Consider the following 20,683-nt stretch of genomic DNA (forward strand, 5'->3'; position numbering starts at 1 on the left):
GTCGTGGGCGGCTGCGGCGACACGGGGACGCGACTCACCCTAGTGCCCTGAGCTTCCGGGGCTGGCGTGCCACAGCTTGCGTGGCGGGGCGCCCGGCGGGGCGTCGCTGTCGGGGACCACCTGCTCCCCCGACAGCTTGCGCGCGTCTCGGACGTCGCCCCCGGCGGGCTTGATGTCGGCGTAGGGGGACTGCTTGAACCCCGAGGCGTGCACCAGCACCCGTCGGCGCCCGCCGCCCATGCCACCGGCCCGTTCGCGCGACCCGTCGGCCCCGTCGTCGGAGCCGGGGTGGCCGCCGGCATCGCCCGGACCGCCCGGGACGGACCACCCGCCGGGGCCCTCTCCCCCGGCCCGGCCTCCGGTGGGCGCCATGACCGGACGGCTGGACCGGGACTGGGCCGCACCCAGGGCCGCCGCCTCGCTGTAGGCCGCGCCCGCCTCGGCCAGCAGGTGCGCCCGCTCGTCGGCCTCGGCGAGCGCGGCGTGGACCGCCTCGAGGCCACCGGCGGCCCAGGCCTCCCACAACGCGGACAGCTCCCAGGCGCCGGTGGCCCGCAGCGAGACGCCCTTGGGACCGGTCCGGCGCAGCACCCCGCGCACCAGCAGCATCCAGGAGTGGAAGACCGTGGCGGCGTAGGGCCCTTGGACGTCCTCGAAGAAGGTCGCGTCGACCGGGCCGGTGCTGTCATCGAGGGTGAGGAACACCACCCGCCGGCCCGAGCGGATCGGCGGGGTCTGGGTGGCGACCTTGACCCCGGCCACGAGCAGCTCGGCCCGGCTGCGCTGCCCCAGCAGGTCCCGCGCACGGGTCACCCCGAGGGCGTCGAGCATCGGGGCGTAGAAGTCGACCACGTGGGCGCTGGCGTCCAGGCCGAGGATGTCGAGCTCGGCGCGCACCCGCTCCGGTCCGGTCATCTCCGGCAGCCCGGTCGCCGTGGTCAGCTCGGGGGCGTCACCGAGCTCGAGGGTGAGCTGGGTGGGCTGGCCCGCCGCCGGGACGACGGCACGGGCGGCCTGGGACTGCGTGGCCGCGAGCGCCCTGACGTCCCGCTGCCCCGTCGCCGCCCCCGCGGCGAGGACGGCGTCGCGGCTCGCCGCGGCGGTGGCGGCCCGGCTCCGCCGTGGCCCCACCCGGCGTCCGGACCGCCCGACCGCCCGGGACCAGCGGTCGAGCTCGGCGACGTGCAGCAGCAGGTCGCGCCGGGTCACCCGGCCGCGGCGGCCGAGCCCCGTGGACCCACCCGCGACGCCGCGACCCTCCCCGGCCGCGCGGCCGCCGGACAGGTCTCCCCCGGCCCCGGCGCCGGCCAGCCCGTGCAGGGCGTCGAGGGCCCCGGCGAGGACCAGCCGCTCGGCGATGGGCCGGCTGACCCGGGAGCGGTGCCAGAAGTCGGACAGGCTGGCGTAGGGCTGCCCGGCCACGACGCGCTCGACCTCGGCGTCGCTGATCCCCTTGACGTCGGCCAGCGACAGCCGGATCCCGTAGGCCCGGCCGTCGGGCAGGTCGGGGCCGGGCGGTTGCCCCCACACGGGCACCCGCTCGACCCGGTAGGTGCTGCCGGAGGCGTTGACGTCGAGGCCGAGGACCGCGATGCCCAGGCTGCGGGCGTCGTCGAGGATGAGCCGCTTGGGGTACATGCCGGGGTCGTGGGTGAGCACCCCGGCGAGGAACGCCGCCGGGTGGTGGGCCTTGAGCCAGGCCGACTGGTAGGTGGGCAGGGCGAACGCGGCGGCGTGGGCCTTGCAGAACCCGAACGACGCGAAGGCCTTGAGCACCTCCCAGATGCGGTGGACGTCCTCCGCCGCGTAGCCCCGGGCGGTCGCCGCCGGCCGCCACCACGCCTCGACCTCGAGCTGCCCCTTCGGTGACCCGAGGGCCCGGCGGACCTCGTCGGCCTGGGCGAGGGTCACCCCGGTGGTCTCGGCGACGATGCGCAGCACCTGCTCGTGGAACACCACGACCCCGTGGGTCTCCTGCAGCGCGGGCACGAGGGTGGGGTGGAGGTACTGCGGCTCGCGCCACCCCTGCCGGGACTGCAGGAAGGGGGTGATCATGTCGGACTTGACCGGGCCCGGGCGGAACAGCGAGATGTCGGTGATGAGGTCCTCGAACGTCTCGGGCCCGAACTTGCCGACCAGCTCCCGTTGCCCCGGGGACTCGATCTGGAAGCAGCCGAGGGTGTGGGTGGAGCGGATCAGCCGGAACGTCGCGTCGTCGTCGAGGGGCACGGCAGCCCGGTCGTCGAGGTCGACGGTGACGCCGTCGACCCGCTGGACCTCCTGCACCGCGTGGGCCATGGCGGACTGCATCCGGATGCCGAGGACGTCGAGCTTGAGCAGGCCGAGCGTCTCGACGTCGTCCTTGTCGAACTGGGTCATCGGGAAGCCCAGCCAGCTGGCCTCCACCGGGGTGCGGTCGAGCAGGGTGGAGTTGGACAGGACCACCCCGCACGGGTGCAGGGCGACGTGGCGTGGCAGGCCGTCGAGGCTCTCGACGAGGTCGAACAGCACCCCCATGCGCGGGGAGTCCAGGCCGCTGGCCCGCAGCTCGGGCAGCTCACGGATGGCGTTGCGGGCGTCGCGGGCCCGGATGTGCGGGAACGCCTTGGCGATGGCGTCGACCTCGACCGGCGGCAGGCCCAGGGCGGCGCCGACGTCGCGGACCGCATGGCGCACCCGGTAGGTGTCCATCATCGAGACGCAGGTCACCCGGTCACCGCCGAAGCGCTCGAGCACGCGCTCGTAGATCTCGGTGCGCCGCGCCGACTCCACGTCGATGTCGATGTCGGGCAGCTGGGCGCGCAGCGGGGAGCAGAACCGCTCCATCAGCAGGCCGTGCCGCATCGGCTCGACCCCACTGATGCCGAGCAGGTAGTTGACCAGGCTGCCGGCGCCGGACCCCCGGGCCGCCACACGGACACCCATGTCGCGGATGAGGTCGCACACCGTGGCCACGGTGAGGAAGTAGGTGGGGTAGCCCAGCCCGGCGATGACGGCGAGCTCGTCCTCGAGGCGGGAGGACACCGCGGCGAGCTCGCGGTCGCCCGCCCCGGCGTAGCGGGTCGCGATGGCCCCGTGGCAGCGCTGTGCCAGCACCTGCTGCGGCACGTCCTGCGGCCCCAGCCCCAGCACGGCCGGCTCGGGCAGGTGCACGGCACCGATGCCGAGGTCGCTGCGCGCGTCCAGGCCGCAGGCGTCGGCCAAGGCCAGCGTGTCGGCAAGGAGCCGCTCGGCCCGCTCGCGCTCGCTGCTGCTGCCACCGGTCGGGCCGGCCCCGAGGGCGCGGGCGACCTCGAACGCGATCGAGCGCATCCGCTCCGTGGAGGACAGGTGCGCCGCGGCGGTGACCCGGTCGAGGTGGCGGGTGTGCAGCGGCACGAGGCGGCGGGTGGCGTCGAGCACGTCGACCGTGCGAGCCCCCTCGGGGTCGACGTGCCGGACGGCGGCGGTCAGCACCGCGGGCAGCCCGGCCTCGTCGGCGAGGCCGAGGAGACGGGCGGCGTGCCCGACGCTGGCCACGGTGCCTTCGGGGCCGCCGTGGCAGACCACCTCGATGACCACGGCACCGCGGGGCAGGCGGGTGGTCCAGCGGCGCAGCAACGCCCGGGCCCGGTCGGGCCGCCGCTCGAGCAGCGCGCGGCCCACGTCGGACTGCGGCCCGAGGAGCACCGTGAGCGCCGGGCTCCCCGCGTCGTGGTCCGCCACCCGCCAGGCGGCCCCCAGGCCCGCAGACTCCACACCCCCGGACCCCACCCCCGTGGAGCCGAGGCCCGTGACCGCCGTCGTGGACCCAGGGACGGCGAGCCCGGACGTCGCGTGCTCGGCGATCAGGTCGAGCGAGCTGACCGGTGCCCCCCGCTCACCGGACAGGTGGGTCTGGGTGACCAGTCGGCACAGCCGCGCCCACCCCACGCCCGCGGGGACGCCGGCCGCCTGGCCGCGGGCGAGGACGGTCACCCGGGGGTGGCGGGGGTCGACCTCGGCACCACCGCGGACCGGGGTGCGCGCCGTGGCCGGCGCCGCACCCCGGGAGAGGCCGGTCTCCCTGTCGGCGAGGGCGCCCCTGACGGCTCCCCTGCTGGTGGCTCCCCCCATGAGGTCGCCCGCCCAGCCGCCTCCCGTGCCGACGCCCCGGACCAGGTCGGCCGGGTCCTGCGGGCGCACCGCCAGGTCGACACCGAGCACGGGGGTGATGCCCGCCCCGGCGCAGGCCTGGACGAAGCGCACCGCGCCGTAGAGGCCGTCGCGGTCGGTGAGCGCGAGCGCGGGCTGCCCCCACGCGGCGGCACGCTCGACCAGCGCCGCCGGGGTCGAGGCGCCGTGGCGCAGCGAGAACCCGGAGGCGACGTGCAGGTGGACGAACGCATCGGTCACGGTCGCCCTGCCGGCGTGACGAGCGCGGGGAGGGTGACGGCGACGGGGAGGCCGAGCGCAGCCTGCACCAGCCCCAGGAAGACCTCGGCCTGGCGCAGCAGGTCATCGGCCTCCCGGGTGGACAGGACCACGCTGCCGCGCTCGACGGCGGCCCGGCGCCGGGCCGAGGCCTCGAAGAAGACCGCCCACTCGGTCAGCTCGGGGGCGATGTCGGGGAGCACCTCCCAGACGCTGCGGGGCCGCGAGCGCCGGGTGGGCCGGCTCCGTGCGGCCAGCAGGGCGGCCGCCGCCCGCAGCGCGGCGAGGTGGGCCTCGACGTAGCGCTCGTCGACGCTGCCGGTGCGGCAGGCGTCGAGCAGGCTGGCCCGGGAGCGGTCGAGCAGGTCGAGCGCGGTCGTGGCCATCGGCGCCCGGACGGCCGACGCCCCCCCGCGCACGGCGCCGCCCTTGGCGGCCCCCGTGGCCGTGCGCCGGGGCGCGCCCGGGGTGGTGGACCTGGTCGAGGTGGTCATCTCTGGTGTCCTCTCTGGCGCGGGGGGGGTCAGTCGGCGACGCGGACGAGGCGCCACACCGGCGCCCGGCCGTCGCGGGCCAGGTCGTAGACACCGGTGCCGAGCATCCGGCCCGGACTGGCCGCCACCCGCCACACGTCCTGCTCGAGGTCCACGGAGCCCAGCGGCTCGCCCTCGCGCGGGTCGAGCGCGTCGCGCCACCAGGCGCGGCGCTCCTGCCAGTGGCCGATGACGTCCCGGACGACGTAGAGGCGGCCCCGCCAGACGAACGCCGTCGGCCGCAGTGCCGACCCGGCATCCCCGACCGCGCCGCCGGCACCGTCCGGGCCGGCCGAACCAGCCGCACCGAGGCCGGCCATGGCGACGGCACCGGCCTCGCGGACCTCCACGGGCTCCTCGTAGCGTCGGACCATGGCCCACTCCTTGCCGTGACACCCCGGACCTCGTGCTGCGCGCCGGCCCGCGGACGGCGGGGTCGAGGCGCCCCCGCGGGCCGGTGTGCAGTGACCGAACAGCCGGCGCACGGCGGGTGTTTCGTACGCCTGTTCGATAGAACAAATGTACACCCGGGCTCCGACAGGACGTCAACCAGCGGACACCCCCTTCCCCACCGCTGCCGGCGTGGCTAGCGTTCGGCCATGACGAACGCGCCGGTCGCGGCGACGGGGTCCGTGCTGGACCACCCCGCGGTCAAGCGCGTGGCCACCGCCCTGAGCGCCTTCGGCGTCCGCGGCCAGATCACCGTCCTCGACGACGCCGCGCGCACCGCCCGGCAGGCTGCCGTCGCCCTCGGCGTCGACCCGGCCCAGATCGCCAACTCCCTGGTCTTCCGCGGGCACCAGCCCGGCGGGGCGGTGGAGTCGCTGCTCGTGCTCACCTCCGGCGCCCACCGCGTCGACACGGTCAAGGTGGCCGACCTCATCGGCCTGGAGGCGGTCAGCCGCGCCGACCCCGAGTTCGTCCTTGAGCGCACCGGCTTCGCCATCGGCGGCGTCCCGCCCCTGGCCCACCTGCACCCGCCGGCCACCCTGGTCGACGTCTCGCTCGCCCGCTACGACCGCGTCTGGGCGGCGGCCGGCCACCCCCACGCCGTCTTCCCCACCTCCTACGACGAGCTGCTCAGGATCACCGGCGGCCAGCCCGCCGAGGTCGCCTGACCGCGCCGGCACCAGCCGGCGCGCACGTGGCGGCCGAGTCACCGACACCCCGGGCCCACCCCGTCAGGTACTCACCCACCCCCGGTCGCATCTGAGTACCTGTACGGATAGGCGCCCCTCGCGGACCCCCGACAGGATGGGGCCCGCGCACAAGGGGGAGCGCACGATGGGCACGAGGACCGGCTGCGGGTCTGGGGAGGGGCACACCTGCGGCCGGGCTCGTGCCCTTGTGCATGCCATGGCAGGCTCGCCCCGACACCGGCCCGCGCCGCCCCGCGGCACGCCCGAGCCACCTGAACCCCCCTGACGCCCCATCGCGACAACCCAACGCAACCACCCCACCGCGGCACAGCGCGCGTCACCCCGCCGAGGAGAGCACCATCGGAGCCGAGATCGTCCCGTGGGTCCTGACCTCGGGCTGGGCCAGCGGGATCAACGCCTACGCCGTCGTCCTGGTCATGGGCCTGCTCGGCCGCTACGGCCACGTCGGTGCCGTGCCCGGGGCCCTGACCCGCACCGACGTCCTCGTCGTCGCCGCCGTCCTGTTCGTCATCGAGGTGGTCGCCGACAAGGTGCCCTACGTCGACTCGGCCTGGGACGCGGCGCACACCGTCGTCCGTCCCGCCGTCGGGGCCACCCTGGGCTACCTGATCGCCCACGACGGCACGAGCCTCCAGGTGGCGTTCGCCGCGGCGACCGGGGGCCTGACGGCCCTGGCCAGCCACGGGGTCAAGGCCGGGCTGCGGCTCGCCGTCAACACCTCGCCGGAGCCGGCGAGCAACATCGCGGTCAGCAGCGCCGAGGACCTCGCCGTCGCGCTGGTCATCTGCCTGGCCGCGCTGCACCCGTGGGCCGCCGCCGGGGTCGCCCTCACCCTGCTCGTGGCCGGGGCCGCGCTCGCGGTCGCCGCGCTGCGCCGGGCGCGTCGCCTCCGGCGCCGGTATGCCGGGTGGCGGCGGGGCCGCCGCCCCTCCCCGGACGTCCCGCCGGAGGGTCAGACCCCCAGGTTGGAGTAGACCTCCAGCGTCGCCGTGGAGCGGTTCATCGTGTAGAAGTGCAGCCCCGGCGCGCCCTCGGCGAGCAGCTTCTGCGCCAGCTCGGTCGCGATCTGCACCCCGACCGCCCGCACCGCAGCCCGGTCGTGGGCCACGGCCTCGAGCCGCTCCACGACGGCCGACGGCAGCGGCGTGCCGGACAGCTGGGCCATCCGCTCGACCTGCGCCACGTTGGTCACCGGCATCAGCCCCGGGATGATCGGCAGGTCACGCCCCCGCTCCACGACCCGGTCCCTCAGCCGCAGGTAGCTGTCGGCGTCGAAGACGAACTGCGTCACGGCGAACTCCGCCCCCGCATCGGCCTTGCGCACCAGCACGTCGGCGTCGTGCTCCAGGCTCGGGGACTCGGGGTGCCGGTCCGGGAAGGCCGCCACCCCGACGGTGAACGTCCCCAGGCTGCGCACCAGCGCGACCAGCTCGTCGGCGTGGTCCAGGCCCTCCGGGTGGGGCGTCCAGGCCGAGCCCGGACCGCCGGGCGGGTCGCCGCGCAGGGCCAGCACGTTGCGGACGCCGGCGTCGGCGTACTCCCCCACGACCTGGCGCAGCTGGGCCACCGAGCGCCCCACGCAGGTGAGGTGGGCCATCGGGGTCAGCGTGGTCTCCCGCGAGATCCGGCCGGTGACCCGCACCGTCCGGTCCTGGGTGGAGCCGCCTGCACCGTAGGTCACCGACACGAACGTCGGCCGCACCCGCTCCAGCTGCCGGATCGCCTCCCAGAGCGCCTGCTCGGCGGCGTCGTCCTTGGGCGGGAAGAACTCGAAGCTGTATGACGCACCCTCCGCCGCGAGCACCTCGGGGATCGAGCGGGTGACGTGCTCGGCCCGGGGCAGGATGGACGCGGTTCCGTGTGCCATACCGGCCAGCGTAGGTGAACCGCGGGCACGTAGGCTCGGACCATTCAGCATCCGGGAGGAACCGTTGTCCAGTCCGCTCGACGCCCACGACCTGCGAGCGCGGGTCCAGGCCGTCGTCGACGCCGAGATCCGCACGCAGACCGCCGTGCTCGCCGAGATCGGTGACGACCTGACGCCCCTCGTGTCGGCCGTCGCCGCCCTCCTCAGCGGCGGCAAGCGGCTGCGGGCGGCGTTCCTGTACTGGGGCTACCGCGCGGGCGGTGGCGCCGACAGCGACGCCCTGGTCCGTGCCGCGACGTCGATGGAGCTGTTCCAGGCCGCGGCCCTGCTGCACGACGACGTCATGGACGACAGCGACACGCGCCGGGGCCTGCCCGCCGCCCACCGCCGCCTGGCCAGCGAGCACAACGAGCAGGGCTGGACCGGTGACGGCGACCGGTTCGGCGTCGCCGGGGCGATCCTGGCCGGCGACCTGTGCCTGACGTGGACCGACGAGATGTTCGCCACGAGCGGCCTGCCGACCCAGGAGCTGCTGCGGGCGCGGCCGGTGTTCGACCGGATGCGCACCCAGCTCATGGGCGGGCAGTTCCTCGACGTGCTCGAGTCGGCCCGCGGCTGGGAGGACCTGACCACCCACGAGCGGGTCGAGCGGGCCCGGCGGGTCATCCGCTACAAGAGCGCGAAGTACTCCATCGAGCACCCGCTGCTCATCGGCGCCACCGCGGCCGGGGTCGGCGAGCCGGACCTGGCCGCCCTGTCGGCCTACGGTCTGGCCCTCGGCGAGGCCTTCCAGCTGCGCGACGACGTGCTCGGGGTGTTCGGCGACCCGGCCGAGACCGGCAAGCCCGCCGGGGACGACCTGCGCGAGGGCAAGCGCACCGTCCTCGTCGCCGAGACCCTCGACACCGCGGGGCCGGCCGGGGTCACGCTGATGGACAAGCTGCTCGGGCTGGCCGACCTCGACACCGCCGGCGTCGAGGAGCTGCGCGCCGTGATCGTGGCCAGCGGCGCCCTCGAGCGCGTGGAGCAGCGGATCAGCGCCCTCGCCGACGCGGCCCGGGCCGACCTGGCCCGCACCACCGGGCTGACCGGCGAGGGCCTGGACGTGCTCGAGGCGCTCGTCGACTTCACCACCGCCCGCTCCGCGTGAGCCGACCCGGGTCCGCCACCACCCGCGGCGACCACGTCCTCGTCGTCGGCGCCGGGCTCTCCGGGCTGTCCGCGGCGATGCACCTGGCCGGCGCCGGGCGCCGCGTCACCGTCCTGGAGCGGGGCGACCGTCCCGGTGGCCGCGCCGCCGGGGTCGTCCTGCCCGCCGAGGGCGGCGGCAGCTACCACCTGGACACCGGCCCCACCGTCCTGACGATGCCCGACCTCGTCGCCGGCTGCTTCGCCGCGCTCGGTGAGCCGATGGAACGGTGGCTGACCCTGCGACGGCTCGACCCGGCATACCGGGCGGAGTTCGCCGACGGCAGCGGGCTGGCGATGACCTCCGACCCCGCGGCCATGGCGCAGCGGATCCGTGACTTCGCCGGCCCGGCCGACGCCGCCGGCTACGAGCGCTACGTCGACTTCGTCACCCGCCTGTACCGGCTGCAGGTCGACGAGTTCATCGACCGCAACTTCGACTCGCCGCTGGACCTGCTCGGCCCCTCCCTCGCCCGGCTGGTCGCCATGGGCGGCTTCTCCCGGCTCGCCCCGACGGTGGCCCGCTACTTCCGCGACGAGCGGCTGCAGCGCATCTTCAGCTTCCAGGCGCTGTACGCCGGGGTGTCCCCGCAGCGGGCGCTCGCCATCTACGCCGTCATCTCCTACATGGACATGGTCGAGGGCGTGTTCTACCCGGTGGGCGGGATGAGCGCCCTGCCCTCGGCGATGGAGCGCGCGGCCCGCGCCGCCGGGGTCGAGTTCGTGTATGACGCGACGGTCACCTCCGTGCGCTGGTCCGGCGACCGGGTCACCCGCGTGCAGACCGGCGACGGCCAGACGTGGGAGCCGGACGCCGTCGTCGTCACAGCCGACCTGCCCGCCGCCCGCGAGCTGCTCGGCCGGCCCGAGCGCCGGCTGGTCCGGCCGCGCTGGTCCCCCTCGTGCGTCGTGCTCGCGGCCGGGACGCGCCGGCAGTGGCCGGCGCAGGCGCACCACACCATGCACTTCGGGCAGGCCTGGTCGGAGGTCTTCGACGACCTCGACGCTGGCCGGTTGATGCGGGACCCCTCGTTCCTCGTCTCGCTGCCCTCGGCCACCGACCCGGACCTCGCGCCGCCGGGGCGCAGCGCGGCATACGTGCTCTTCCCCACCCCCAACCTCGCCACGGGCGGCACCGGGCTGGACTGGGACCGGCTGCGCGGTCCCTACCGCGAGCAGGTCCTGGAGCGGGTGGAGGCGGCCGGCTACGACGGGTTCGCCGACGCGGTCGACGCCGAGGTCCTGCTCACCCCCGCCGACTGGGCGGCGCAAGGCATGGTCGCCGGGACGCCGTTCGCCGCGGCGCACACGTTCGCCCAGACCGGGCCGTTCCGCTCCCCCAACCACGTCGGCACCAACGTGGTGCTCGCCGGCTCCGGCACCGTGCCGGGGGTCGGGGTGCCGATGGTCCTGATCAGCGGGCGGCTGGCGGCCGAGCGCCTCGTCGGCCGGGACGGGGCCCGCCGGTGACCGCCGCGACGGCCGGGAAGGCCGGGAAGGCCGGGACGGCCACCACCCTGACCGGAGCGCGGCGCGCCGACCTGGCCGCGGCCTACGTCGCCTGCCGGCGCATCCACGCCCACCACGGGCGCACCTACTACCTGGCCACCCGGCTGCTGCCGCGCGAGCGCCGCCCGCACGTGTGGGCGCTCTACGCCTTCGCCCGGGTGGCCGACGAGATCGTGGACAACGCAGCCGGCGGCGACCCGCGACGGCTGCTCGGCTGGAGCGATCACGCCCTGACCACGCTGCGTTCCCCCACCGCGCCGGACCCCCGGCTGGAGCCCGTGCTCGCGGCGACGTGGCACTCGATGCGCGCCTACGACCTCGACCCGTCGCTGGTCGAGGAGTTCCTGGCCTCGATGGCGATGGACCTGACGGTCACGCGCTACGAGACGTGGGAGGACCTGCGGGGCTACATGCGCGGCAGCGCCGCCGTCATCGGCGAGCTGATGGCGCCCGTGCTCGGCGCCGCGGGGGCGGACGCCCTGCACCGGGCCGGCACGCTCGGCGAGGCCTTCCAGCTGACCAACTTCATCCGCGACGTGGCCGAGGACCTCGACCGCGGGCGGGTCTACCTGCCGCAGGAGGACCTGCGCCGCCACGGGGTGGGCGAGGCGGCCTTGGCCGACGCCGTGCAGACCGGCTGGCCCGACCAGCGGGTGCGCTCGCTCGTGGCCTTCGAGGTCCGGCGCGCGCTGGCGCTCTACGAGGAGGCGCGCCCCGGTCTGTCCATGGTCGACCGGGCGGCGCGCCCGTGCCTGGAGGCCGCGTTCACGCTCTACCGGGCGATCCTGTGGCAGGTCGTCGACCACGACTTCCACGTCTTCTCCGGGCGGGTGCGGGTGCCGCGCCGGGACCGGGCGCTGACCGCCGGACGGGTGCTCGCCTCGGCGGGGCTCAGTGCCCTCGCGGGCCCCGGCGACCCGCGGCGACCCAGGCGCTCGTGGTCATGAGCACCAGCGCGAAGCCGAAGCCGAGGTCCTCGACCGGGGCGAAGACCAGCCGCCCGTCGCCGAACGCGACGATCCGGCCCGAGCCGAGGATCGCCGCGTCGGAGTAGCGCACGATGCCGCGGCCGGTGAGCCAGCCGTTGGTGAGCAGCTGGAAGAACAGCACGATCCCGTAGGCCGTCCACCAGGTGCGGGTGCGCACCAGCCGGGTCCGCAGCACCACGGTGTCGACCAGGACGGCCACGACGACCGCGACGAGCGCGGCGGCGGTGTAGGTCATGACAGCCTCACCGGATGGTCCCGCGTCGGCGGACCTCGGCGACCGCCTCGTAGGTGAGGATGCCGGCCAGCGGGATGACCACGAAGAAGGCCAGCTCCTCCAGCGGCAGGCCGAGCACCCGCGGCGGCAGCGTCTGGCGCGGGTCGAAGTGCCAGTGCCCCGCGGCGGTGGCCGCGACGTCCCAGGCGGTGAAGAGCGCCGCCACCGGCAGCACCGCCACAGCCAGGCGGCGGACCTGGCGCAGCACGCCGAGCCGGTAGTACCAGGACAGCGGCAGCGTGCCGGCGAGGCAGAACGCGAGCATGGCGGCGTAGGCGCCGTGGCGCAGGCCCACCGCTAGAAGGCGAGCTCCATGGCCCGGCGCCGCACCTCGGTCTTGTGGCCGGCCAGCAGGGCGTCGATCGGGGCGCCCTCGACCGGCAGCGTCGGGTCGGGCGTGTGCAGCCAGCGCAGCGCCTCGTCGTCGGACAGGCCCCCGTCGGACAGGACGGTGAAGGTGCCCCGCAGCTCCGGCAGCGGGCCCTCGTCGTTCACGAACCGGGCCGGCACCTTCAGGGCCTTGTTCGGGCCGACCCTCGCGCCGAGCAGCTCGCGGTCGGCCAGCATGCCGCGCACCCGGGACAGCGGCACGTGCAGGCGCTCGGCGATGTCCGGGACGGTCAGCCAGTCCCCGACCAGCTGCTCGAGGTCGGGCTCGGGGGCGGTGTCGTCAGTCACGGACCAAGGGTGCCATTCCCTGCGTTCATCTCAAATTACATCGAGGTAAGTCGATATGGATCGCGGTGTTCGGGTTACCGCCACTCGATTCACAGTTGTACCGTCAGTCACAAGAGTCACGTCAGCACCCGTCATCCCCCGCATCAGCCGCCCCCGCCGCACCGCCCGGCACCGGCCGAAAGGACGACCGAGCCCATGAGCCCCGCTGGCCTCGCCCCCTCGCTCTCGACCCCCTCCGGCCTGCCCGCCGCACCGGCCGTGGTCAGCCGTGCCAACCCCGCGCCCTACGGGTGGCAGTCCTACGTCATCCGCCCGGCGGACACGCTCAGCGAGATCGCCCTGCGCACCCGCACCACGACCGGCGCGCTCATCGCCCGCAACCACCTGCGCGGCGGGGGGCACTTCCTGCGCATCGGCGAGCGCCTCTGGGTCCCGCGCGCGCGCCCGGCTCACCGGGCACACCCCCGCCCCGCCGCGCCGCGGGTGCGCTCCTACCGGGTGCGGGCCGGGGACACCATCGGCGCACTGGCGCTGCGCTACCGCGTCAGCGAGGCCACCCTGCTGCGGCTGAACAGGCTCGACCGCCGCGGGCTCATCTACGCCGGCACGGTCATCAAGGTGCCGGGGTCCGCCGTCAGCCGGGCACGGGCCGCGGCCAAGCGCCCGGCGACCCGGACCGTGCACGTCAGGCTGCGCAGCGGGGACACGGTCGGCGCGATCGCGCTGCGCTACCACGTCAGCCAGGCCGCCATCGTCAAGGCGAACCGGCTGCGCAACCCCGGGATGGTCCGGATCGGGCAGGTCCTGGCCATCCCCGTGAAGGTGACGTCACCGGCTTACAGCTCGAACACGTTCGCCGGCCGCACGTACTCCTCGGCGGTGGTGGGCGCGGCCGCCCGCAACCGCCGCTACCTCGCCACGCACTCCGTGCCCAGCCGGATGCAGACGCGGGCGATGATCGTCAGCACCGCCCGCCGCCACGGGGTGGACCCGCGCCTCGCGCTCGCCGTGGCCTGGCAGGAGTCCGGCTGGAACCAGCGCCAGGTCTCGGTCGCCAACGCCATCGGCACCATGCAGGTCGTCCCAAGCTCGGGGCAGTGGGCCTCGCAGATGGTCGGCCGCCACCTGAACCTGCTCAACACCCAGGACAACATCACCGCCGGCGTGGTCATCCTGCGCGCGCTGATGCGCGGCGCGCACTCCCAGAAGGAGGCCATCGCGGGCTACTACCAGGGGCTGGCCTCGGTGCAGAAGAGCGGCATGTATGCCGACACCAAGGGCTACGTCGCGGCGGTCCTGGCCCACAAGGCGCGGATGTAGTGCAGCCACCCGGCCGTGGCCGAGGCAGGCGGTCCGCTCCCCACGGCCGAGCCTGCGTGGCCCGGCTGCCGGCTCCACCTAGACTCTCCGCGTGACAACGTCTGTGCCCGAGTCCATCGTCGGTCGCGTCCTCGACGGCCGCTACCGCGTGCTCTCGCACATCGCCGACGGCGGCATGGCCTCGGTCTACGTGGCCATCGACCAGCGCCTGGACCGCGAGGTCGCCCTGAAGGTGATGCGGCCGGGGCTCGCCACCGACGAGTCCTTCGTCAGCCGGTTCCGCCGCGAGGCGCGCTCGGCCGCCCGCCTGTCGCACCCCCACGTCGTGGCCGTCTACGACCAGGGCGAGGACGGCGGCGACGTCTTCCTCGCCATGGAGCTGGTCAACGGCCACACCCTGCGCGAGGTGATGAAGCACGAGGGGCCGCTCACCCCGCGCGCCGCGCTCGACATCCTCGACCCCGTGCTGCAGGCCCTGGCCGCCGCGCACGCCGCCGGCCTGATCCACCGCGACGTCAAGCCCGAGAACGTCATCCTGCGCGAGGACGGCACCGTCAAGGTCGCCGACTTCGGCCTGGCCCGCGCCGTCAGCGCCCACACGTCCACGTCCCAGACCGGCATGCTGCTCGGCACCGTCGCCTACCTCTCCCCCGAGCAGGTCGAGCGCGGCATCGCCGACGCCCGCAGCGACGTCTACGCCGCCGGGCTGCTTCTGTTCGAGATGCTCACCGGCACCAAGGCCTACACCGGCGACTCCCCGATCCACATCGCCTACCAGCACGTCCACAGCCGGGTGCCGACCCCCTCCAGCCGGATGGCCTCGGTCCCGGCAGAGCTGGACGCCCTCGTGGCGACGGCCACCGCGCGTGACCCGGACGAGCGGCCTCGCGACGCCGGTGCCTTCCTCACCGAGGTGCGCAAGGCCCGCGCTGCGCTCTCGCTCGACGAGCTCGACCGCCGCCCCGCGGGCGACGGTGTCGTCGCCGACGACACCACCCAGTCCACGGCGGCGCTCTCGCACACGCAGGTGGTGCCCGTGGCCGCCGCGGGGTCCACGGCGCGGGCGGGGTCCCGCGAGGACGCCACGCCTCGCCGGCGGGTGCCGCTGCCGTGGCTGCTCGGCGGGCTGGCCGTCGTGCTCGCCGGCGTGCTGGCGTGGCTGTTCCTCGCCGGACCGCTGGCCAGCACCTCCGTCCCGCGCGTCGTCGGCACCACGCAGCAGTCGGCGCTCGCCCAGCTGACCCGGGCCCACCTCAAGCCCCGCATCCGGACCAGCTTCGACGAGACCGTCAAGGCCGGCTACGTCATGGCCACCGACCCGCGCGCCGGGGCCGACGTGCGCCGCGACAGCCTGGTCACCCTGACCGTCTCCCAGGGGCCCGAGCGCTACGCCGTGCCCCAGCTGGTCGGGCACAGCCAGGCGGAGGCGACCTCGACGCTCGCCCAGCACCACCTGCGCGTCGGCTCGGTCACCCAGGCCTTCGACGAGCGGGTCCCTGCGGGGCAGGTGCTCAGCACCGACCCGGCGCCGGGCACCCGGCTCAAGCGCAACCAGGCCGTCAACCTCGTCGTGAGCAAGGGCCGGCAGCCGATCACGGTGCAGGACTTCACCGGCAAGCCCGCCGACCAGGCCGTGCAGGCGCTGTCCGGCGCCGGGCTGCAGGTCGACGCGAGCCGGCACCAGTTCAGCGACTCCGTGCCCAAGGGCTCGGTCATCTCGCAGAGCCCGCCGGGTGGGATCCTCTACAAGGGCGCCACGGTCACCCTCGTGGTGTCCAAGGGCCCGCAGCTGGTCCCGGTGCCGAACGTCGTGGGCAAGCAGCAGGACCAGGCGGCGCAGATCCTCAGGGCGGCCGGCTTCCAGGTGAGCGTCCAGCAGGTCATGGGCGGCTTCTTCGGCATCGTGCGGCAGCAGTCCCCCGGGGGCGACGCCAAGGCGCCCAAGGGCAGCACCGTCACCCTCGTCGTGGTCTGACTGGAGGTGCCCTGGATGCCGAGGTGGCCACGAGTCTTCTCCTCGGCCTTGACCGCTCGATCACGCCCCTGCCGGACCATGTGACCGCCGGGATCGGGCGCCGATGAGAAATGGCGCGGACCGTGGTCTGGGTACGGTCCTGTGAAGGCGCGCTGCGTGCATCAAGGGAGGCCAACGAGATGAGACCACTTCGATACGCGATCAACGTCACACTCGACGGCTGCTGCCATCACGAGGCAGGCCTCCCCCCGGACGAGGAGTCGATGCGCTACTGGACCACTGAGATGCAACGAGCCGATGCCCTGCTGTTCGGCCGGGTGACCTACGAGATGATGGAGTCGGCGTGGCGGCAGCCGGCCATGGGCACGTGGCCTGACTGGATGGATAAGTGGGAGATCCCGTTCGCCGAGACCATCGACCGGACGAAGAAGTACGTCGTGTCGAGCACGCTGAGCGGGGTCGACTGGAACGCCGAGCTGCTGCAAGGCGACTTGGGGCAAGCGGTTCAGCGGCTCAAGCAGGAGCCAGGCGAGGGCCTCTTCGTGGGTGGCGTGACGCTCCCCCTGGCGTTGGCAGATCTGGGACTGATCGACGAGTACGTGTTCCTTGTGCAGCCGGTCCTTGCCGGACACGGGCCGACGTTGCTCGCCGGTCTGCGCGAGCGCATCCAGCTCGAGCTCGTGGATCGGCATGAGTTCCGGTCGGGGGCAGTCGCCCTGCGATACCGGCCCACGCGAGCAACGGCTTGACGTGAAGTGACCTGGCACGGTGGCCGCTGCCTCGCGAGCAAACGACAGTTCTCGCGCCTGATGCCAGGGATCCACTGCGCGATGGAGCGCTGGAGTTCGCCGGCGGCCTGTTCCAGTCGTCGCCGATCCAGGTCGGAAAGCGAAGGGCCCGGAGGCCCTGAGGTATCTCGCAGCGTCGCTGACCCCTGAACCGGCGCCGTTGAGCATGAGTGTCGCGCGCCGATTGAGCGGCCTGAACTCGTCGGGAGGTGGCGGTTCAGCCCGGCCCGTCGGGGTGCACGAGATCGTAGGCACGGGAGAGCTTCTTGGGCACGACCATGCGCCAAGCGTCGACGACCAGCTCTCGGGCCTCGGTCGGCTCCAGTGCGGCAAGGTCGGCGTGGACCCAGTTGAAGCGGAGGTCCGATGGTGACGGCAGGTGGAACTTGTGCGGTTCGCTCGCGACGAGCGCCGTGCGCTCCTCCTTGGGGAACGCGAAGCCCATGACAGCTTCGTCGAGGGAGAACGCCACGTAGACGATCTGCTTGACTCGGAACTTCAGCCTGCCACGTACGTAGACCGGGTTGGAGCGCTCCAACTCGGCGCCCAACGGCAGAAGGTCGTCCAGCGCCGCCATGCTCAGCACCTTTATGCCTCGACGAGGATCACCAGGGTTTCGGGCAACACGCCGTCGTACGCCATCGCCTCGGCCGCGCCCTCGGACTGCATCGCGGCCTCGAAAGCGTCGACGTCCGCAACGTCCATGAGCACCGCAACGTGTTTCGGGTTCTGAGGGTCGACGAAGGTGCGGATGTTGGTGACCCCGAGCGGCCCGAAGAACTCCTCGCGCTTCGGCGACGCCAGCCAATGATCGCGGTCCTTCACATCGTGGTGACCAATCAAAGTCGGCATAACTCCTCCTCGGCGTCCAAGGCCGACGGGCGTCAAGCCCTGTTGCTCGACGCTATACCGGGCCACTCACGTGCGCATCGGCCAAACCGCTCAGGTGATCGCGACAGGATCTGGGCGTCGCCCCGGGCTCGCAGGTTCGCGCCCCGCGGCGGTATGACGCACAACGCCGAACGCGGCCACAGATCCGAGCTGGCACCCGAGCCCCGATCCGGCCTCGCAGGCGGCGGGTCAGGGGCTGCCCGAGGGCCCCCGCGCTGCGGCCAGGCGTTCCACCGTGTCGGGATGGGTGGCGAACAGCAGGTACTCGATCCGGGGTGGGTGGACATCGGTGATGTTGACCTCGGCCAGGCGCAGCTGCATCGCGGCGAACTCGGCGGAGTCACCGGTCAGCCGCAAGGCATGCCGGTCGGCACGGGCCTCAACCCGACGGGAGACAAGGTTCTGTACCGGGCCGCCGACCAGGCCTGCTACCGCCACCGCGGCGAGCACCAACCCCATCGCGGTCGGCGAGCCGATGGAGCTCACCCCGGCTCGGCGGAGCAGGGCACCCCACTGCCCCAACAGGTAGAGCGCCACGACCGCCGCCGCGGCCCCGATCGACCCCAGCAGCGCGGCCAGTTCGGCGTCCCGGTCCTTGGCGTGGCCCAGCTCGTGCGCCACGACACTGCGCACCTCACCTGGAGGCGCCTCGCGCAGCAGCGTGTCGTAGACCACGATCCGCCGGGAGCGTCCCAAGCCGGACACGTACGCATTGAGCCCGGTCGTGCGCCGCGACGCGTCCGCGACCAGCACGTCCCGCACCGGCATGCCGTCCCGCGCCGCCATCGTGCGCAACTCATCACGCAGCGGGCCCGCCGGCATCGGGGTGAACGTGTTGAACAGCGGCTCGACCAGGACCGGGAAGACGAACGACAGCAGGACGACCACGGCGGCGGCACCCACGGCACCGAACGCCCACCACCAGTCGGGCGCGAGCCGGGTCAGCGAGTAGAACCCGCCGAGCACCACCGCGCCGATCACCGCCCCGACCGCGCATCCCTTGAACAGGTCCGCCGCCCAGCCGCCCCAGTCCTGGGTGGACAGCCCGTAGTCGCGCAACACGACGTGGCGCCACGCCCTGAAGGGCAGTGCCACCAACCACAGCATGATCAGGATGACCAGGCCGCCCAGCAGAGCCTCCGCCAGCCAGTGCCCACCGAACGGCTGGCCCACCCAGACGACGATCCGGGCACCGGCCGGGGTCAACCCGAGCAGCAGGGGCACCACCAGTCCCACCAGCAGGGAACCGTACGAGCTGGGACGCAGCGCGGCGTGCAGCGCCCGACCTCTGGTGACCACGCCAGCCGGCACGTCGCCCAGCACCGCCGCTCGCTCGGCGCGGGTCGGGCTGGGCACCCGCCGGGGCACCAGCGTGATCGCCGCGACAGTCAGCACGAGGCCGAGCGCGACCAGCGCCACCAGAGCCCACCACGTCGGGGTCACGGCCATCCCTTCCTGTCACCGGCAATGCTGGTTCAGCCGTCGGGACAGTCGCCACCACCACCAAGGGCCACGCCCAGCATGACCAACAGTGAAGCCAGGCCGCCCGTCCAGGGACACCACAAGGCCAGGTGCACGACTCTGTCTGGCCGATTCACCCGGATCAGCGGGCGGCCGCCAACAGGGACACACCCAAAGAGACCCTTGGGCGTGCCCGACGCCCGCTCCCGCCAGCTCGCGACCCTGCTGCTCGTCAGCGTCACGGCCGTGTGGGGGTCGACGTTCTTCCTCATCCGTGAGGTCGTGCGCCAGCTGTCCCCGGCCGACTTCCTCGCGGTGCGCTTCACCATCGCCGCGGTGGTCATCACGGCGGTGTTCTGGCGCCAGGTGCGCCGGCTGACCCGCCGGGAGCTGGCGGTCGGCGCGGGCCTGGGGGTGCTCTACGGCGTGGCCCAGGTGCTGCAGACGGTCGGCCTCGCCCACACCGACGCCTCGCGCTCGGGCTTCATCACCGGCACCTACGTGGTCCTCACGCCGGTGTTCGGCGCGCTGCTGCTGCGCGAGCGGGTGCCGCGGTCGACGTGGCTGGCGGTCGGGATGGCCACCGCCGGGCTGGCCGCTCTCTCGCTGCGGGGCGTGGGCTTCGGCTACGGCGAGCTGCTCACGCTGGCCTCGGCCGCCGTCTACGCGCTGCACATCATCGGCCTGGGCCGCTGGTCCTCGGCCGGCAGCGCCAGCGGCCTCGCCGCGGTGCAGATGGTCGTCATCGCCCTCGTGTGCCTGGCCTGCGCCGCCCCGGGCGGAGTGGAGCTGCCCTCGGGCACCGGCCCGTGGCTGTCGGTGCTGTACATGGCCCTGGTCGCCGGCGCCGTCGCCATGTGGGCCCAGACCTGGGCGCAGAGCCACCTGCCGGCCACCCGGGCGGCCATCGTCATGACGCTGGAGCCGGTGTTCGCCGCCGTCTTCGCGGTGACCCTGGGCAGCGAGGGCCTCACGGTGCCGATGCTGCTCGGCGGGGCGCTGGTCGTCGGCGCGATGTACGTCGTCGAGCTCGTGGGGCGCAAGGACACCGGCGCCACCGCGGCCGAGCAGCCACCGGCCGAGGCGCTGCACCACGAGGTCAGCTGAGAGGGCTACTCCTGGTAGGCGTAGCGCTCCTCGCGCCACACGTCGCCGGTGAAGTGGTAGCCGCGCTGCTCCCAGAACCCGCGCTCGGGATGGCGCTGGTAGTCCAGCGCGCGGACCCACTTGGGGCCCTTCCATCCGTAGAGGTGAGGCAGCACCAGCCGGCAGGGCCACCCGTGCTCCGGCGTCAGCGGCTCGCCGTCGAGGTGCGTGGCCAGCACCGCCCGCGGGGAGGACAGGTCCTCCATCCGGACGTTGGTGCTGTAGCCGTAGGTCGCCGACAGCAGCACGTGCTCGACGTCGTCGTCGGGCGGCACGAGGTCGAGGATCGTGCGCGCGGCGACGCCGGACCAGAGCAGGTCCTGCGTCGTGTAGCGCGAGACGCAGTGGTGGTCGGCGCGCACGTCGACCCGGGGCAGCGCGCTGAAGTCCGCCCACGTCAGCGTGACCGGCTCGCCGCCCTTGACGTCACCCCCGACACGCAGCGTCCACGTGTCGAGGTCGACCTTGGGCACGCGCCCGTAGTGCACCGGCCGCAGGCTCTCCGTCCGGCG

20 protein-coding genes are annotated in these 20,683 nt (G+C 74.1%); 9 read left to right on the forward strand and 11 right to left on the reverse strand.

Translation table 11 applies throughout. The annotated features are described in order from the left end of the window. Positions 1-39: 39 nt before the first annotated feature. The 3 genes from AC3ANM_RS02550 to AC3ANM_RS02560 are packed head-to-tail and all read right to left on the reverse strand — an operon-like array spanning position 40 to position 5,299. Positions 40-4,374, reverse strand: coding sequence for a DNA polymerase III subunit alpha (locus AC3ANM_RS02550; RefSeq protein WP_488286570.1), 4,335 nt, complete (start codon positions 4,372-4,374; stop codon positions 40-42). Then, positions 4,371-4,886 (reverse strand): SAV_6107 family HEPN domain-containing protein, encoded by a 516-nt coding sequence (locus tag AC3ANM_RS02555; RefSeq protein WP_488286571.1) that lies wholly within the window; start codon positions 4,884-4,886, stop codon positions 4,371-4,373. Before AC3ANM_RS02555 ends, AC3ANM_RS02550 begins: the two co-directional genes overlap by 4 nt. A 29-nt stretch (positions 4,887-4,915) precedes the next feature. Beyond that, on the reverse strand, positions 4,916-5,299 hold the full coding sequence (locus AC3ANM_RS02560; protein WP_488286572.1) for a DUF6504 family protein: 384 nt from the start codon (positions 5,297-5,299) through the stop codon (positions 4,916-4,918). 225 nt (positions 5,300-5,524) lie between these two features. Here AC3ANM_RS02560 and AC3ANM_RS02565 point away from each other — a divergent pair, with 225 nt between their 5' ends. Together AC3ANM_RS02565 and AC3ANM_RS02570 are read left to right on the forward strand one after the other, a co-directional pair. After that, the gene (locus AC3ANM_RS02565) at positions 5,525-6,043 is read left to right on the forward strand and encodes a YbaK/EbsC family protein (protein WP_488286573.1); all 519 of its coding nucleotides are present in this window, start codon (positions 5,525-5,527) and stop codon (positions 6,041-6,043) included. 233 nt (positions 6,044-6,276) lie between these two features. Next, a complete protein-coding gene (locus AC3ANM_RS02570) occupies positions 6,277-7,059 on the forward strand; it encodes a DUF4126 domain-containing protein (protein ID WP_488286574.1) in 783 nt (260 codons plus the stop codon). On the opposite strand, the gene metF is transcribed toward AC3ANM_RS02570, so the two are convergent. Continuing rightward, complete coding sequence (gene metF / locus AC3ANM_RS02575; RefSeq protein ID WP_488286575.1) at positions 7,038-7,952, reverse strand: methylenetetrahydrofolate reductase [NAD(P)H]; 915 nt, start codon at positions 7,950-7,952, stop codon at positions 7,038-7,040. The genes AC3ANM_RS02570 and metF overlap by 22 nt on opposite strands. A gap of 64 nt (positions 7,953-8,016) precedes the next feature. On the opposite strand from metF, the gene AC3ANM_RS02580 reads away from it, so the two are divergent. From AC3ANM_RS02580 to AC3ANM_RS02590, 3 genes are read left to right on the forward strand one after another with little or no spacing between them, the layout of a single operon-like run. Next, positions 8,017-9,102, forward strand: a complete 1,086-nt coding sequence (locus AC3ANM_RS02580) for a polyprenyl synthetase family protein (RefSeq protein WP_488286576.1) — start codon at positions 8,017-8,019, stop codon at positions 9,100-9,102. Continuing rightward, entirely contained in the window at positions 9,099-10,610 is a 1,512-nt protein-coding gene (gene crtI / locus AC3ANM_RS02585; protein ID WP_488286577.1) for a phytoene desaturase family protein, read from the forward strand. Before AC3ANM_RS02580 ends, crtI begins: the two co-directional genes overlap by 4 nt. Further along, entirely contained in the window at positions 10,607-11,596 is a 990-nt protein-coding gene (locus AC3ANM_RS02590) for a phytoene/squalene synthase family protein (protein WP_488286578.1), read from the forward strand. Before crtI ends, AC3ANM_RS02590 begins: the two co-directional genes overlap by 4 nt. On the opposite strand, the gene AC3ANM_RS02595 is transcribed toward AC3ANM_RS02590, so the two are convergent. From AC3ANM_RS02595 to AC3ANM_RS02605, 3 genes are read right to left on the reverse strand one after another with little or no spacing between them, the layout of a single operon-like run. Further along, a complete protein-coding gene (locus AC3ANM_RS02595) occupies positions 11,541-11,873 on the reverse strand; it encodes a lycopene cyclase domain-containing protein (protein WP_488286579.1) in 333 nt (110 codons plus the stop codon). The genes AC3ANM_RS02590 and AC3ANM_RS02595 overlap by 56 nt on opposite strands. A gap of 7 nt (positions 11,874-11,880) precedes the next feature. Further along, positions 11,881-12,207, reverse strand: coding sequence for a lycopene cyclase domain-containing protein (locus AC3ANM_RS02600; RefSeq protein ID WP_488286580.1), 327 nt, complete (start codon positions 12,205-12,207; stop codon positions 11,881-11,883). Positions 12,208-12,209: 2 nt separating this feature from the next. Beyond that, on the reverse strand, positions 12,210-12,590 hold the full coding sequence (locus tag AC3ANM_RS02605; RefSeq protein WP_488286581.1) for an Rv2175c family DNA-binding protein: 381 nt from the start codon (positions 12,588-12,590) through the stop codon (positions 12,210-12,212). Between the two features lie 195 nt (positions 12,591-12,785). Between AC3ANM_RS02605 and AC3ANM_RS02610 the strand changes: the two genes are divergently transcribed. The 3 genes from AC3ANM_RS02610 to AC3ANM_RS02620 all read left to right on the forward strand — a co-directional run bounded on the left by AC3ANM_RS02610 (position 12,786) and on the right by AC3ANM_RS02620 (position 16,634). Next, positions 12,786-13,910, forward strand: a complete 1,125-nt coding sequence (locus AC3ANM_RS02610; RefSeq protein WP_488286582.1) for a LysM peptidoglycan-binding domain-containing protein — start codon at positions 12,786-12,788, stop codon at positions 13,908-13,910. Positions 13,911-14,001: 91 nt separating this feature from the next. Beyond that, positions 14,002-15,885 carry a Stk1 family PASTA domain-containing Ser/Thr kinase gene (gene pknB / locus AC3ANM_RS02615; RefSeq protein ID WP_488286583.1) on the forward strand — a complete coding sequence of 628 codons (1,884 nt, stop codon included), beginning with the start codon at positions 14,002-14,004 and terminating at the stop codon, positions 15,883-15,885. A 179-nt stretch (positions 15,886-16,064) separates the two neighbouring features. Next, the gene (locus AC3ANM_RS02620; RefSeq protein WP_488286584.1) at positions 16,065-16,634 is read left to right on the forward strand and encodes a dihydrofolate reductase family protein; all 570 of its coding nucleotides are present in this window, start codon (positions 16,065-16,067) and stop codon (positions 16,632-16,634) included. A gap of 256 nt (positions 16,635-16,890) precedes the next feature. Here AC3ANM_RS02620 and AC3ANM_RS02625 read toward each other — a convergent pair whose 3' ends face one another. The 3 genes from AC3ANM_RS02625 to AC3ANM_RS02635 form a co-directional block, all read right to left on the reverse strand. Further along, the gene (locus AC3ANM_RS02625) at positions 16,891-17,250 is read right to left on the reverse strand and encodes an MmcQ/YjbR family DNA-binding protein (protein ID WP_488286585.1); all 360 of its coding nucleotides are present in this window, start codon (positions 17,248-17,250) and stop codon (positions 16,891-16,893) included. Between the two features lie 11 nt (positions 17,251-17,261). Next, positions 17,262-17,525 (reverse strand): hypothetical protein, encoded by a 264-nt coding sequence (locus AC3ANM_RS02630; RefSeq protein ID WP_488286586.1) that lies wholly within the window; start codon positions 17,523-17,525, stop codon positions 17,262-17,264. A 228-nt stretch (positions 17,526-17,753) separates the two neighbouring features. Further along, entirely contained in the window at positions 17,754-19,007 is a 1,254-nt protein-coding gene (locus tag AC3ANM_RS02635; protein WP_488286587.1) for a M48 family metallopeptidase, read from the reverse strand. A 207-nt stretch (positions 19,008-19,214) separates the two neighbouring features. On the opposite strand from AC3ANM_RS02635, the gene AC3ANM_RS02640 reads away from it, so the two are divergent. After that, on the forward strand, positions 19,215-20,132 hold the full coding sequence (locus AC3ANM_RS02640) for a DMT family transporter (protein ID WP_488286588.1): 918 nt from the start codon (positions 19,215-19,217) through the stop codon (positions 20,130-20,132). Positions 20,133-20,137: 5 nt separating this feature from the next. On the opposite strand, the gene AC3ANM_RS02645 is transcribed toward AC3ANM_RS02640, so the two are convergent. Then, positions 20,138-20,659, reverse strand: a complete 522-nt coding sequence (locus AC3ANM_RS02645; RefSeq protein WP_488286589.1) for a molybdopterin-dependent oxidoreductase — start codon at positions 20,657-20,659, stop codon at positions 20,138-20,140. Positions 20,660-20,683: the final 24 nt, after the last annotated feature.

The organism is Oryzihumus sp. JJN4-3R, from assembly GCF_057747915.1.

Coding starts and splice junctions, on each gene's coding strand:
- AC3ANM_RS02555 (WP_488286571.1), bottom strand. CDS start 4,886: ATGACCACCTCGACCAGGTCCACCACCCCGGGCGCGCCCCGGCGCACG.
- AC3ANM_RS02560 (WP_488286572.1), bottom strand. CDS start 5,299: ATGGTCCGACGCTACGAGGAGCCCGTGGAGGTCCGCGAGGCCGGTGCC.
- AC3ANM_RS02565 (WP_488286573.1), top strand. CDS start 5,525: ATGACGAACGCGCCGGTCGCGGCGACGGGGTCCGTGCTGGACCACCCC.
- AC3ANM_RS02570 (WP_488286574.1), top strand. CDS start 6,277: ATGCCATGGCAGGCTCGCCCCGACACCGGCCCGCGCCGCCCCGCGGCA.
- metF (WP_488286575.1), bottom strand. CDS start 7,952: ATGGCACACGGAACCGCGTCCATCCTGCCCCGGGCCGAGCACGTCACC.
- AC3ANM_RS02595 (WP_488286579.1), bottom strand. CDS start 11,873: ATGACCTACACCGCCGCCGCGCTCGTCGCGGTCGTCGTGGCCGTCCTG.
- AC3ANM_RS02610 (WP_488286582.1), top strand. CDS start 12,786: ATGAGCCCCGCTGGCCTCGCCCCCTCGCTCTCGACCCCCTCCGGCCTG.
- AC3ANM_RS02620 (WP_488286584.1), top strand. CDS start 16,065: ATGAGACCACTTCGATACGCGATCAACGTCACACTCGACGGCTGCTGC.
- AC3ANM_RS02625 (WP_488286585.1), bottom strand. CDS start 17,250: ATGGCGGCGCTGGACGACCTTCTGCCGTTGGGCGCCGAGTTGGAGCGC.
- AC3ANM_RS02630 (WP_488286586.1), bottom strand. CDS start 17,525: ATGCCGACTTTGATTGGTCACCACGATGTGAAGGACCGCGATCATTGG.